At 56.7% G+C, this 12295-nt stretch carries 15 protein-coding genes; 10 read left to right on the top strand and 5 right to left on the bottom strand.

Features of this window, described 5'->3' with window-relative positions; genetic code table 11:
- Window positions 1-4: 4 nt before the first annotated feature.
- Window positions 5-601 (bottom strand): LysE family translocator, encoded by a 597-nt coding sequence (locus tag ACR3EH_RS07205; RefSeq protein WP_171188805.1) that lies wholly within the window; start codon window positions 599-601, stop codon window positions 5-7.
- A gap of 73 nt (window positions 602-674) precedes the next feature.
- On the opposite strand from ACR3EH_RS07205, the gene ACR3EH_RS07200 reads away from it, so the two are divergent.
- Together ACR3EH_RS07200 and ACR3EH_RS07195 are read left to right on the top strand one after the other, a co-directional pair.
- A complete protein-coding gene (locus ACR3EH_RS07200; protein ID WP_171188807.1) occupies window positions 675-1127 on the top strand; it encodes an Lrp/AsnC family transcriptional regulator in 453 nt (150 codons plus the stop codon).
- A 119-nt stretch (window positions 1128-1246) separates the two neighbouring features.
- Complete coding sequence (locus ACR3EH_RS07195) at window positions 1247-1825, top strand: PA14 domain-containing protein (protein WP_171188809.1); 579 nt, start codon at window positions 1247-1249, stop codon at window positions 1823-1825.
- Between the two features lie 45 nt (window positions 1826-1870).
- Here ACR3EH_RS07195 and ACR3EH_RS07190 read toward each other — a convergent pair whose 3' ends face one another.
- The gene (locus ACR3EH_RS07190) at window positions 1871-2833 is read right to left on the bottom strand and encodes an L-malyl-CoA/beta-methylmalyl-CoA lyase (RefSeq protein ID WP_171188811.1); all 963 of its coding nucleotides are present in this window, start codon (window positions 2831-2833) and stop codon (window positions 1871-1873) included.
- Between the two features lie 295 nt (window positions 2834-3128).
- On the opposite strand from ACR3EH_RS07190, the gene dgcN reads away from it, so the two are divergent.
- The 3 genes from dgcN (at window position 3129) to ACR3EH_RS07175 (ending at window position 6041) form a co-directional block, all read left to right on the top strand.
- On the top strand, window positions 3129-4130 hold the full coding sequence (gene dgcN, locus ACR3EH_RS07185) for an N-acetyltransferase DgcN (RefSeq protein ID WP_171188813.1): 1002 nt from the start codon (window positions 3129-3131) through the stop codon (window positions 4128-4130).
- A 74-nt stretch (window positions 4131-4204) separates the two neighbouring features.
- Window positions 4205-5170, top strand: coding sequence for an N-acetyl-D-Glu racemase DgcA (gene dgcA, locus ACR3EH_RS07180; RefSeq protein WP_171188815.1), 966 nt, complete (start codon window positions 4205-4207; stop codon window positions 5168-5170).
- Between the two features lie 10 nt (window positions 5171-5180).
- On the top strand, window positions 5181-6041 hold the full coding sequence (locus ACR3EH_RS07175; protein WP_171188817.1) for a D-amino-acid transaminase: 861 nt from the start codon (window positions 5181-5183) through the stop codon (window positions 6039-6041).
- Between the two features lie 39 nt (window positions 6042-6080).
- On the opposite strand, the gene ACR3EH_RS07170 is transcribed toward ACR3EH_RS07175, so the two are convergent.
- From ACR3EH_RS07170 to ACR3EH_RS07160, 3 genes are all read right to left on the bottom strand, one after another.
- On the bottom strand, window positions 6081-6395 hold the full coding sequence (locus ACR3EH_RS07170) for a DUF1244 domain-containing protein (protein ID WP_170469595.1): 315 nt from the start codon (window positions 6393-6395) through the stop codon (window positions 6081-6083).
- An 80-nt stretch (window positions 6396-6475) separates the two neighbouring features.
- Entirely contained in the window at window positions 6476-6715 is a 240-nt protein-coding gene (locus tag ACR3EH_RS07165; protein WP_171648503.1) for a DUF6868 family protein, read from the bottom strand.
- 87 nt (window positions 6716-6802) lie between these two features.
- Window positions 6803-7540: an N-formylglutamate amidohydrolase gene (locus ACR3EH_RS07160; RefSeq protein WP_171188822.1), complete on the bottom strand. Its 738-nt coding sequence runs from the start codon at window positions 7538-7540 to the stop codon at window positions 6803-6805.
- A gap of 141 nt (window positions 7541-7681) precedes the next feature.
- Here ACR3EH_RS07160 and pyk point away from each other — a divergent pair, with 141 nt between their 5' ends.
- The 5 genes from pyk (at window position 7682) to rplT (ending at window position 12145) form a co-directional block, all read left to right on the top strand.
- Window positions 7682-9127 (top strand): pyruvate kinase, encoded by a 1446-nt coding sequence (gene pyk / locus ACR3EH_RS07155; RefSeq protein WP_171188824.1) that lies wholly within the window; start codon window positions 7682-7684, stop codon window positions 9125-9127.
- A gap of 251 nt (window positions 9128-9378) precedes the next feature.
- A complete protein-coding gene (locus ACR3EH_RS07150; RefSeq protein ID WP_171096253.1) occupies window positions 9379-9816 on the top strand; it encodes a universal stress protein in 438 nt (145 codons plus the stop codon).
- Between the two features lie 13 nt (window positions 9817-9829).
- On the top strand, window positions 9830-11380 hold the full coding sequence (locus ACR3EH_RS07145; protein WP_171188827.1) for an alanine/glycine:cation symporter family protein: 1551 nt from the start codon (window positions 9830-9832) through the stop codon (window positions 11378-11380).
- A gap of 184 nt (window positions 11381-11564) precedes the next feature.
- Window positions 11565-11765, top strand: coding sequence for a 50S ribosomal protein L35 (rpmI, locus tag ACR3EH_RS07140; protein WP_005981143.1), 201 nt, complete (start codon window positions 11565-11567; stop codon window positions 11763-11765).
- Window positions 11766-11779: 14 nt separating this feature from the next.
- Window positions 11780-12145, top strand: coding sequence for a 50S ribosomal protein L20 (rplT, locus tag ACR3EH_RS07135; RefSeq protein ID WP_152457001.1), 366 nt, complete (start codon window positions 11780-11782; stop codon window positions 12143-12145).
- Window positions 12146-12295: the final 150 nt, after the last annotated feature.

Below are 12295 nucleotides of genomic sequence, written 5' to 3'. Positions count from 1 at the left end.
TAACTCAATGCGGCCAAAGCACAGGGTAGAGCGAGGCAATAAGCAGCGCTGCCATAGTCCAGTTGAAGGCCACCAGCCTGCGCGGATTTGTCAGCACGCGCGCCATCTGCTGACCAAGGACCGTCCAGGTGCTGACCGAGGGCAGATTGATCGCCCCAAAAACAAGGGCCACCAGCAGGATCGCGTACAGTGTCTGATTGGGGGCATATGCCGTCGTGGCCGTCAGGGCCATGGCCCACGCCTTGGGATTCACCCATTGAAAGGCGGCCGCTTGCAGAAATGTCATCGGGACACCCGACGCCTCGGATCCTTGGGCTGGTGCGGCATGGGCAATCTTCCAAGCCAGATACAGCAGATAGACGACGGAAACGATTTTCAACGCTGTGTGGCTGATCGGGTATCTGTCGAACACCTGCACCAACCCTGCACCAACCAGCAGCACCATGACCGTGAACCCCAGGCCAATGCCCAACATATGCGGGATCGAGCGTCGAAAACCAAAATTCGCGCCTGATGCCATCAGCATCAGGTTGTTTGGCCCCGGGGTGATCGAGGTCACGAAGGCAAAGACGATCAGGGCCATCAGGATGTCATAGGTCATTGCGCGCAGTATTGCCCGGGTCTGAAAGAATGAAATTGCTTTTTCGTGCGTCTTTTCGGTAAGTTCGCAACATATGATGAAGAATGATCAAATAAACCGCCAGATATTGCGTGAATTAACACGTGATGGGCGGATCAGTAACCTGGAATTGGCCGAACGGGTCGGTCTGTCGCCCTCGGCCTGTCTGCGCCGCGTGCAAGAGCTTGAAAAGGCTGGGGTTATCACTGGCTATCGCGCGGTTCTGGACCCAGCCGCCATGGGGGTGGGCTTTGTTGCCTATATCGGTGTTGGCTTGGGTGAGCACACAAAAGCCGCGCAAGAGGGGTTTGAACGCGCCCTGCAACAAGCCCCCGAGGTTGTCGAATGCCACAACATCACTGGCACTATCGAATACTTACTTCGGGTCGAATGCGCCGACCTGCCGTCCTACAAGACTTTTCATACCGAGGTGTTGGGAACACTGCCCCATGTTACGTCGATCACATCTTATGTGGTTATGGGATCGCCCAAGGACTTGCGCGCGTAACGTCTGAAATTGTGAAGCTTCACTCTCTTGCAGGGTAAAAATTCACGGCCTAGTGTCACTGTAATGACGTTGCCAGGGGATAAGCCTAGCCAAAACGGCACGCAAACAGGGAGATAACGATGAAACTTGTTCAAACATTGGCAGCCGCAATTGCCGTGTCGGTGGTTGCCGGGGCTGCTTGGTCTGCACCGCTGAAACTACAACCCGCCAGTCCGCAACCCAGCCCGAAGGCAGGGTTGAACGTAAAGTACTTTGGTACGGGCAACCAGCACAAGAAGATCCGGGATTTGAGTCAGGCAAAAAGCCTATTGTCTAAAGCGAAGCCCGGACAACCGCTGCGGGGGTTGGATTACAGGGACACAAGCAAGGGCGAAGACGTTATGACGTTCGACCAGGCTTATAACGTTGCCGCCGAAGTGACAGGCTATATGCGGTTCAACTCGCCCGGGGTTTACGAGTTGGAAACGTGGTCCAATGACGGGATCGAGGCTTGGGTAGGAGGCCAACAGATTGGCCGTGTATCCGGCATTCAAGGCTGTGAAGCCAATCAGCGCACCGAAGTAGAAGTGCCCAAGGCGGGCTGGTATCCGTTGAAGATCGTTTACTTCCAGAAGCTGGGAACCTCTTGCCTGATGATGAAGTCAGGAAAAAAGGGTGAACGCTTTACGTGGACACCCAATGAAGTATTTGGTCGTTGAAGTATCCGCAAAAAAAGGGCGCTCGATTGAGCGCCCTTTTTTAACTTAGCTGCCTGCCGCAATCAGTTCAGCCTGAGCCACAATGACTTCGGCCTGCTTGATTGAGGCGATGTCGACCAAACGCCCTTTATAAACAGTCGCGCCTTCGCCATTTGCCTTGGCCTGCTCCATGGCCGCAAGAATTTCGCGCGCCTCGGAAACGGCTTCGTCCGATGGGGTAAAGACCTGATTGGCCAATGCGATTTGCTTGGGATGGATCGCCCATTTACCGACCATACCCAAAGTTGCCGACCGTTTGGCCTGCGCGATATAGCCTTCGTCGTCGCTGAAATCACCGAACGGCCCATCCACCGGCAACACGCCATGAGTTCGGCAAGCAGCAACGATGGCGGCTTGCGCCCAGTGCCACGGATCAGACCAGTGTTTTTCACCATCGCGCAGCATATAGTAGTTTTCCTGCGTGCCGCCGATGCCGGTGGTCTGCATTCCCATCGAGGCTGCGAAATCCGCTGCCCCAAGACTCATGGCCTGAAGGCGGGGGGATGAGGCCGCGATTTCTTCGACATGCGCGATGCCGGCAGAAGATTCGATGATGACCTCAAAGCTGATTGGTTTTGTGCGGCCCTTGGCGCGTTCGATGGCAGTGACCAGCGCGTCCACCGCATAGACATCCGCCGCGCATCCGACTTTGGGGATCATGATCTGGTCCAAACGGTCGCCTGCCTGCTCAAGAACGTCGACAACATCGCGGTACCAGTAGGGCGTGTCCAACCCGTTGATCCGGACGGACATGTATTTGTTGCCCCAATCAACGGTATTCAGCGCTTCAATGACATTGGTGCGTGCAACATCCTTGTCCGAAGGCGCAACCGAATCCTCGAGGTCAAGGTTGATCACATCCGCAGCCGAAGCGGCCATTTTGGGGAACAGCTTGGTGTTCGACCCGGGGCCAAAAAGCTGACAACGGTTTGGACGCGCCGGTGCGGCAGGTTGGATGCGAAAACTCATCTGGACCTCGTGTGAGTAATGAAATTGCGATTTTCCTGCTCAATGAGGTATTAAATTGCGCATGGCGGCGCAAGAGCGTTTGTGCACCTGCGGCAATGCGGTTGCAGAATGCAGCAATGGAGCAAGTTGAAGAAGGTGATTAAAGTTTAGTCACTTTGAAAACTTCGAAGATTTTTGCGCTTCTTGGCAAATCTGCGCACGATAATCGCGCCCCGACCATTCTGGGCGGACAAAAACGCGAAACGCTCGTTTTGCCGCTTCTCTAGCTTAGGCCGGAATCAAAGGAGTGACCGCAATGATCGAGACACCGTACCTGCTGTTTTTGGGCGATGCGCCCGACCAATTGGCGGCCAAAGTGGCTGTGGGCATCAAAGATTGGCGTCCCGAAAACGCCGTCGGCCAATACCGCATGGAAGGGTGCAAGGCTGACCTGGGTCTGACGGATATGACCCTGACCGAGGCAAAAGAAGCCGGTGCAAAGACTTTGGTTATCGGCGTGGCCAATCGTGGCGGTGTCATCAGCCAGGACTGGAAAAAGGTTCTGGTTATGGCGCTGGAGGAAGGATTCGACCTGGCCTCGGGCCTGCACAACCTTCTGCGCGACGAACCCGATCTGGTGGCCGTCGCCGAAGCAACCGGTCAAAAGCTGCACGACGTGCGTGTGCCTGAGGTGGATTACCCAATTGCCAACGGAATCAAGCGCAAGGGCAAGCGTTGTCTGGCTGTGGGCACCGATTGTTCGGTCGGCAAGATGTACACTGCGATGGCGATGGACGCGGAAATGCGCAAGCGTGGTATGAAGTCAACGTTCCGGGCGACTGGTCAGACCGGCATCCTGATCACCGGCGATGGTGTGCCGCTTGACGCGGTGATTGCGGATTTCATGGCCGGTTCAATCGAATGGCTGACGCCCGACAATGATGAGGACCACTGGGACCTGATCGAAGGGCAGGGTTCGCTGTTCCACGTGTCTTATTCCGGCGTGACGATGGCACTGATCCATGGGGGTCAGCCGGACGCCCTGATCCTGAGCCACGAACCCACCCGTGAACATATGCGTGGTCTGCCGACTTATCAGCAGCCATCGTTGGAAGCCCTGCGCGACACCGCGCTGGCGCTGGCCAAAGTGGCGAACCCGGATTGTCAGGTTGTCGGCGTTTCGGTGAACACGCAGCATATGTCTGAAGAGGATGCGACGGCTTATTTGGCCAAGATCGAAGCCGACATGGGCCTGCCTGCAACCGACCCGTTCCGCTTTGGATCCGGCAAGCTGGTGGACGCGCTGGCTGCGATATGATCTGAGACACGTGCCGGTGGCGGGTTCTTCCGCCTCCGGCGGGAGTATTTGGAAAAAGATGAAGGAGCGGTTGCGTGCAGATAGAGGTCTCTCGCGATGTGTTTCGGCTGGCGCAGGTTTTTACCATCTCGCGCGGGTCGCGAACCGAAGCAAAAGTGCTGACGGTTCGGGTTTCGGATGGGACGCATCAGGGCTGGGGCGAGTGCGTTCCTTACGCGCGCTATGATGAAACGCTCGAGTCGGTTGAGGCCGAGATTGCCGGTCTGCCTGTGGACTTTAGCCGACAGTCGCTGATGGACCTGCTGCCTGCGGGAGCTGCCCGGAACGCCGTGGATTGCGCGTTGTGGGATCTGGAATGCAAACGCGCTGGCAAGCGTGCTTGGGATCTGGCTGGCCTGCCGGTACCCGGCCCCGAGATCACGGCCTACACATTGTCGCTGGACACGCCGGAGGCGATGCAGAAACAGGCGGCTGTGAATGCACATCGCCCGCTGCTGAAGATCAAACTGGGTACGCCTGATGATATGCCTCGGCTTGAGGCTGTGCGTGCTGGAGCGCCTAAATCCAAGATTATCGTAGACGCGAACGAAGGGTGGTCTGCCGAGGTTTACGCCGACCTCGCCCCGCATCTGGTACGTTTGGGTGTGGCGTTGGTTGAGCAACCTTTGCCTGCGGGGGACGACGATGCGCTGATTGGTATGCACCGTCCCGTGCCGGTGTGCGCAGACGAATCCTGCCATGACCGCGCCAGCCTGCCCAAGCTGAAGGGCAAATATGATGTCATTAACATCAAGCTCGACAAAACCGGCGGTCTGACCGAGGCGCTGGAGCTGCGCAAGGCCGCAATTGCCGAAGGCTATGACATCATGGTGGGTTGCATGGTTGGCAGTTCACTTGCCATGGCCCCTGCGACACTTCTGGCGCAGGGTGCGATGGTGACAGACCTTGACGGGCCGCTTTTGTTGGCCGAAGACCGCGACACCCCGCTGATTTTTGACGACGCCGGAGTGCACCCGCCGGTGTCCGCGCTCTGGGGCTGAGGAGACAAACATGACCCGAACCGTATACGTAAATGGCGAATACCTGCCCGAGACCGAAGCCAAGGTATCCATCTTTGACCGTGGCTTCCTGTTTGCAGACGCGGTTTACGAAGTCACCAGCGTTTTGGATGGCAAGCTGATCGACTTCGAAGGTCATGCGGTTCGCCTGAAACGATCGCTGGACGAGTTGGAGATGGCCGAACCCTGCACCAAGGACGAGTTGCTTGAGATTCACCGCAAGCTGGTTGAGCTGAACGAAATCGAAGAAGGTCTGGTTTACCTGCAGGTTTCACGCGGCAGCGATGGCGACCGGGATTTTGTTTTCCCATCCGCAGATACCAAACCCAGCCTTGTTCTGTTTACGCAGAACAAGCCCGGGCTGGCTGATAGTCCGGCTGCACAGAAAGGCGCCAAAATCATCTCGATTGAAGATATCCGCTGGGGCCGCCGCGATATCAAAACCGTCCAGCTGCTCTATCCGTCGATGGGCAAGATGATGGCCAAAAAAGCAGGCTGCGACGATGCCTGGATGGTCGAAGACGGTTATGTGACCGAAGGCACCAGCAACAACGCTTATTTCGTCAAAAACGGCAAAATCGTCACCCGCCCGCTGTCCAACGATATTTTGCACGGAATCACGCGTAAGGCTGTATTGCGCATGGCAGCCGAAGCGCAGATGGAAATCGAAGAGCGTTTGTTTACAATCGACGAGGCCAAAGAAGCGGATGAAGCCTTCACAACCTCGGCCAGTGCTTTTGTCATGCCGGTGGTCGAGATCGACGGGGTTGCGCTGGGCGACGGCACACCGGGGCCGATTGCCAAACGGCTGCGCGAAATTTATCTGGACGAAAGCCGCAAGGCAGCGATCTAAAGAAAAGGCCCGCCGATTTGGCGGGCTTTTTATTTGGGCTCAGCCCTTTTTCGTTACATTTTCTTCGAAAGCAACTTTGAAGGCTGCCTGTTTCTCGGGGCTGGCGTCGGTCTGATAGTTGGCTTTCCATTCATCCATGGTCATGCCGTAAAACACCTCGCGGGCCTCGTCCTTGCCCATCTCGATGCCTTTTTCATTGGCGGCTTCCTGATACCAGCGCGACAGGCAATTGCGGCAGAATCCGGCCAGATTCATCATGTCGATGTTCTGAACGTCGGTGCGGTCTTCCATCAGGTGTTTTTGCAGCCGACGAAACGCGGCGGCCTGAAGTTCGATTTCGGTTTGCTTGTCCATAAGGCTGCTCCGGGTGGCTTTGTGTGCTGTGCTTGACCTAACAACCCCGCAGCCTTGTTACAATAAGCCGGCTGGCCCACCTACATCAGTTTCAAAGCCAGCCAGGGCACAATGCAAAAGACAAGGGTTAGAATCTTGTAATTGGCAAGATATCTGAAATACGCACGTTTCACGTCTGGCTGCTCCATTTGGAACAGCTTGCCATGAATGCCCGCAATCCAATCCTGCAGCAGCAGGACCATGACAGTGGTGAACAGAAGAACCGCGATATTGAGGGCGGCCATCCAGCCGAAAAAAGTTGTCAGAAACTCATGTGTCACGACGATCCCCTTTCCCCTACTATATGGGGATCAAGCTGTGCGCTCACAACAGCGTGAAGTACGGATCGCAAACCGCGACCTGCGTCTTCAAAGGTCACTGGAATCCAGTGCGTCTTGCAAGACAACTGCCAAACGTTCGGCCCATTCCCTTTGCCCAGCGTGATCTGCAATCAGGTCATTGCGCAACTCGATCAAAGCGTTAGGACGGCCAAAAGCGGTGCAGTGCTTGTCAATCGCGTCACCCGGCAACACGCCAGTGTAAGGTTCGTTGACGCCAACACACAGATCACCTTCGGCCTGAAGACGTTCGATCAGGGGGCGTGAAAAACGTTTGTCCGGGGTGTGCAAGACGCCGATGTGCCAGGGGCGAGGATCACGTCCGCGAAGCTGGCGGGTGAAGGAATGCATTGAAACGACCACCGCATGGGGCAGGGCGGCCATCTGCGCCAGCGCCTCGTGATAGGGGCGATAGCACATGTTCAGCCGCCTTACGCGCTCGGCGGCGTCCGCGTGGCGATTGCCGGGGATGATCGAACCGTCATAGAGCTTCATCAACAGGGTCGGGTCGTCCTCGCCACGGTTGGGGTCAATGACAAGGCGCGAGAAATTGGCGGCAATCACTGGTGCATCCAAAATCTCTCCGAGATGCTTGGAGACTTCATATGCGCCGACATCATAGGCAATGTGGCGTTCCATATCTTCACGTGGCAAACCAAGGTCGCCGCCGTTTACTTCGGGGGGAACGGTATTGGTTGCGTGATCACATGTAATCAACCAGCGCGACGGGCGATCCGCGCCGTGAACAAAAAATGGGGTGTACGTCATGAGCCTGTCATCTAGTTTGTCGCAGGTGTAGGGCAGTTGCTTTGAAAAGGGAATTGCGCAATAAGCACTCAGCCGATGTTTGCGGTAACATTTTGCTGTACCCTAATCAGCAAGTAAGACGACGTAAGGAGATCAAGACCAATGCGACGCCTGAGAAATGTAAAAATCGTGGCGACGCTGGGACCGGCGTCGAGTGACTATGACACCATTCGTGCTTTGCATGAGGCAGGGGCCGATGTGTTTCGACTCAACATGAGCCACGGCAGCCACGATGAGATCCGCGAGCGGCACAAGATTATTCGGCAGGTCGAAAAGGATCTGGACAGCCCGATTGCCATTCTGGCTGACCTTCAGGGGCCAAAGCTGCGCGTTGGCGTCTTTGCCAATGAGGCGGAAGAGTTGGAGGAAGGCGCGGCCTTCCGCCTTGATCTTGATCCCACCGCCGGAGACATAAACAGGGTATGCCTGCCGCATCCCGAGATTTTTGCGGCGCTTGAGCCGGGTGCGCGCCTGTTGGTGAATGATGGCAAGATCCGCCTGACGGTTCAGGACTGCGGTCAGGATTTCGCCAACTGCACGGTCGAGGTTGGCGGCACCATCTCGAACCGCAAGGGTGTGAATGTCCCGGATGTTGTGCTGCCGCTGGCGGCGTTGTCGGCCAAGGACCGCGACGATCTGGAGTTTGTCTGTCAGCTGGGTGTCGACTGGCTGGCGCTGAGCTTCGTACAGCGTGCCAAGGATGTGTTCGAGGCCCGGTCTTTGGCTGACGGTCGTGCTGCGATCCTGTCAAAGATTGAAAAGCCCGCTGCGGTTGAGGCGTTTGACGATATTCTCGATGCGTCAGATGGGATCATGGTGGCGCGGGGTGATCTGGGCGTGGAACTGCCGGTCTCTGCTGTGCCGCCAATCCAGAAACGTCTGGTCCGTAGGTGCCGTGGCGCTGCCAAACCGGTCATTGTGGCGACCCAGATGTTGGAAAGCATGATCGAAAGCCCGATGCCCACCCGCGCCGAAGTATCGGATGTGGCGACGGCGATCTATGAAGGAACGGACGCCATCATGCTTAGCGCGGAATCGGCCGCTGGAGCCTATCCGGTTGAGGCTGTGCAGACCATGAACAAGGTCGCCATCGAGGTTGAGGCCGACCCGACTTATACCCAGATCATCTCCGCCTCGCGCACTGCCAAGGGTACCACTGTTGCCGACGGCATCGTAGCGGCAGCCCGTGAGATTGCAGAAAAGACCGACATCAAGGCCATCTGTTGTTTCACCCAAAGCGGCACAACGGCCTCTCTGACTGCGCGCGAACGTCCAGGGGTGCCGATCATTGCCATGACCTCGCAACGCGGCACGGCGCGTCGGTTGTGTCTGAGCTGGGGCTGTAACTGCGTGATGACGCCTGAACTGCAACGCTTCAAGGGTGCAGTGGTCAACGCGGCCCGCGCTGCACGTGCTGGGGGATTTGCGTCCGAGGCGGATCAGATTGTCGTCACGGCGGGCGTGCCTTTCAACGTTCCGGGTACCACGAACATCCTGCGCGTGGCCCCCTGCGACGAACGCCTGATCTACAGCACCGATCCTGAATAGGCTTTTCCCCGGATAGTCCCGGAATTTAGTTAGCGGCCGCTGGCAAAGCGGCCGTTTCCTTTTTTGTACGCGAAAAACTTGATTTATAAGCGAAATTTGACCCGTACAGGTGAATTTGGCACAATGGGCTTCATTCGTGGGTAGAATTTCCAGATAAATGACCTAGGGGCAGTCTTAGCCAAAGTTCCAAGTTCCGGCTGCCCTGCCGGGGGCACGGGCCCCGGACTGAACAACAATAATGGAGGAACAAGATGACAACAAAGATTGTCATAGGACTCGACGGGACAGAGACCGGCGAACGCGCGATTGCCTTTGCCAAAGATCTGGCAAAGCTGATCGGAACATGCGAATTGCTGGTTGCCTATGTGATAGAATGGTCCCCTTACACATTTCAAACACCGGAAGAAAACGCCCTGCGCCACAAACGGCGCGAGGAAGAGGTCGCTTTGGCGTCGTCACGTATCGTGACACCTGCCGTTGACGCCCTCAAGGCAGCTGGTTTCGAAGCGCATGGCGTCGTTCGACATGGCGATGTGGCGGAAACTCTGAATGCCATCACGGTCGAAAACGGCGGCTCCCAAATCGTTGTGGGTCGGGCTTCGGCAGATGGTATCAAGAAACGCATCTTCGGCAGCTCGACACAGAACCTTGTGATGCATGCCGACGTCCCGGTCACAGTTGTAAATTGAGGTGGGCAGGAAAATGAAAACGCTACAACACCTGTATCTTGCGGCGATTGCCGCCTTCATGGCCACTGCCGCTTCGGCGCAAGAGGCTCCGGGTCTGGATGACAAGATTAATCAGGCCTTTGCTGATGCAACCGGGCCCTTTGTCAGCTTTATCTTCGCTCCGTTTCCGGGAACCGGATTTCCGTGGATCGTGGGTTGGCTGGTCGTCGCAGCCACGGTTTTCACGCTGTATTTCGCTTTCGTGCAGTTCCGCTTTTTTGGGCACTCGATCAGCCTTGTCAAAGGCGACTATTCCGACCCCAATGATGCCGGTGAGGTCAGCCACTTTCAGGCTCTGGCCACAGCGCTGTCTGGTACTGTTGGTCTTGGTAATATTGCCGGTGTGGCGGTTGCCATCGGGATCGGTGGGCCGGGGGCCACGTTCTGGATGATCGTCGCGGGCCTGTTGGGCATGGCTTCAAAATTCACCGAATGTACACTGGGCGTGAAATACCGCAATGAATATGACGATGGCACCGTCTCGGGCGGCCCGATGTATTATATGTCCAAGGGCTTTGCCGAGCTTGGATTGCCTGGCGGTAAGATCCTCGCGGTTCTTTTCTCGATCTTCTGTATCCTTGGTGCGCTGGGCGGGGGCAACATGTTCCAGGCCAATCAGGCGCACCAGCAGATCGCAGGAATCGTCGGGGATTACCCCGGTTGGATCACTGGTCTGGTCTTTGCGGCCATTGTCTTTGCGGTAATCGTAGGTGGTCTGAAGTCGATTGCGCGTGTGACTGAAAAGGTCGTACCGTTCATGGGCGTGATGTATGTGCTGGCAGCGCTGGTCATCATCATTATGCACGCTGATCAGATCGGCTGGGCCTTTGGCCAGATCTTCGCGGGTGCCTTCACGGGTCTCGGTGTTGCGGGCGGCATGGTCGGTGCGCTGATCCAGGGCTTCCGCCGAGCGGCGTTTTCGAACGAAGCGGGTGTGGGCTCGGCCGCCATTGCACACTCGGCTGTTCGGACCAAGGAACCGATCACCGAAGGCTTTGTATCGTTGCTTGAACCGTTCATCGACACCGTTGTGATTTGTACCATGACAGCGCTGGTAATCATTATCACGCAGCAGCTGATCGTCGATCCGGCGACGGGCAACTACATGCTGAACGAGGCGGGTAACGCCATTGCCACCGTTGATGGCAACTCCGGCGTCAGCCTGACCTCTGCCGCCTTCGGCAGCGCGTTCAGCTGGTTCCCCTTCATCCTGGCGATTGCCGTGGTTCTGTTTGCCTTCTCGACCATGATCAGTTGGTCCTACTACGGCCTGAAAGCCTGGACTTACCTGTTCGGCGAAGGTCACACCAAAGAGCTGGTGTTCAAGATCATCTTCTGCGTCTTCGTTGTCATCGGTGCGGCGGCCAATCTTGGTCCTGTCATCGACTTCTCGGACGCGGCGATCTTTGCGATGGCTGTGGTGAACGTCTTTGCGCTCTACTTCCTGATGAAAGTGGTGCGTCAGGAACTGGCATCTTATGCAGAACGGCTGAAAAGCGGTGAAATCCGCAAGTTCGGCCATTAACACAAACCACCGGGGCGGCAACCGTCGCCCCGGTGTCAGACCAACCGCGCACAAAGCGCAGATTCTGATCGAATCCCCCTTGCCAGTATGACGGAACTTGCGTAAATGGCGCTTCTGATCGCGTGACCGGCCGAGATGGCATGCCGAGTCGCGTTTGAAACCGAACCCGAAAAAGGAGACGGAAATGCCTAAGATGAAGACCAAGTCGAGCGCCAAAAAGCGCTTCAAGGTGACTGCGACCGGTAAGGTCATGGCAGGCCAGGCCGGCAAGCGGCACGGCATGATCAAGCGGACCAAGAAGTTCATCCGCGACGCCCGTGGCACCACCACCCTGTCCGCCCCCGACGCCAAGATCGTCAAGGGCTACATGCCCTACGACCGCTAAGAGGAGATTAAGAGATGTCCCGCGTTAAAGGTGGAACCGTAACTCACGCCCGTCACAAGAAGGTCATTAAGGCTGCCAAAGGTTATTATGGTCGCCGCAAGAGCACCTTCAAGGTTGCCCGTCAGGCCGTCGACAAGGCCAACCAGTATGCAACCCGCGACCGTAAGAACCGCAAGCGCAACTTCCGCGCGCTGTGGATCCAGCGTATCAACGCTGCTGTCCGTTCGCATGACGAAGCTCTGACATATTCCCGCTTCATCAACGGCCTGAACCTGGCCGGTATCGAAGTGGACCGCAAAGTTCTGGCCGACCTGGCCGTGCACGAACCGGAAGCGTTCGGCGCGATCGTCGCCAAAGCTCAGGCCGCTCTGACTGCCTGATCTTCTGAAAAGAGACAGTGAAAGAAAAGCCGTCCCGGTTTGGGGCGGCTTTTTTGCATCATGGGTTGAAAAGCTCCAAGCGCGCATTCGGTACGGTATGTTTCAATTTTCATTGGCGCCGACGCAAACCAAAGCCGAAACAGGCTTGGC

It is taken from the genome of Ruegeria sp. BG7 (assembly GCF_056535685.1).
The sequence above is the reverse complement of the archived record's forward strand: the minus strand, read 5'-3'. Positions and strand labels throughout refer to the sequence as shown.

Excerpts from the sequence above, each read along its gene's own strand:
- ACR3EH_RS07195 (WP_171188809.1), top strand. The coding sequence starts at position 1,247 with ATGAAACTTGTTCAAACATTGGCAGCCGCAATTGCCGTGTCGGTGGTT.
- ACR3EH_RS07170 (WP_170469595.1), bottom strand. The coding sequence starts at position 6,395 with ATGGACAAGCAAACCGAAATCGAACTTCAGGCCGCCGCGTTTCGTCGG.
- ACR3EH_RS07175 (WP_171188817.1), top strand. The coding sequence starts at position 5,181 with ATGACCCGAACCGTATACGTAAATGGCGAATACCTGCCCGAGACCGAA.
- ACR3EH_RS07200 (WP_171188807.1), top strand. The coding sequence starts at position 675 with ATGATGAAGAATGATCAAATAAACCGCCAGATATTGCGTGAATTAACA.
- rpmI (WP_005981143.1), top strand. The coding sequence starts at position 11,565 with ATGCCTAAGATGAAGACCAAGTCGAGCGCCAAAAAGCGCTTCAAGGTG.
- ACR3EH_RS07150 (WP_171096253.1), top strand. The coding sequence starts at position 9,379 with ATGACAACAAAGATTGTCATAGGACTCGACGGGACAGAGACCGGCGAA.
- pyk (WP_171188824.1), top strand. The coding sequence starts at position 7,682 with ATGCGACGCCTGAGAAATGTAAAAATCGTGGCGACGCTGGGACCGGCG.
- ACR3EH_RS07190 (WP_171188811.1), bottom strand. The coding sequence starts at position 2,833 with ATGAGTTTTCGCATCCAACCTGCCGCACCGGCGCGTCCAAACCGTTGT.
- ACR3EH_RS07145 (WP_171188827.1), top strand. The coding sequence starts at position 9,830 with ATGAAAACGCTACAACACCTGTATCTTGCGGCGATTGCCGCCTTCATG.
- ACR3EH_RS07160 (WP_171188822.1), bottom strand. The coding sequence starts at position 7,540 with ATGACGTACACCCCATTTTTTGTTCACGGCGCGGATCGCCCGTCGCGC.
- ACR3EH_RS07205 (WP_171188805.1), bottom strand. The coding sequence starts at position 601 with ATGACCTATGACATCCTGATGGCCCTGATCGTCTTTGCCTTCGTGACC.
- rplT (WP_152457001.1), top strand. The coding sequence starts at position 11,780 with ATGTCCCGCGTTAAAGGTGGAACCGTAACTCACGCCCGTCACAAGAAG.
- dgcN (WP_171188813.1), top strand. The coding sequence starts at position 3,129 with ATGATCGAGACACCGTACCTGCTGTTTTTGGGCGATGCGCCCGACCAA.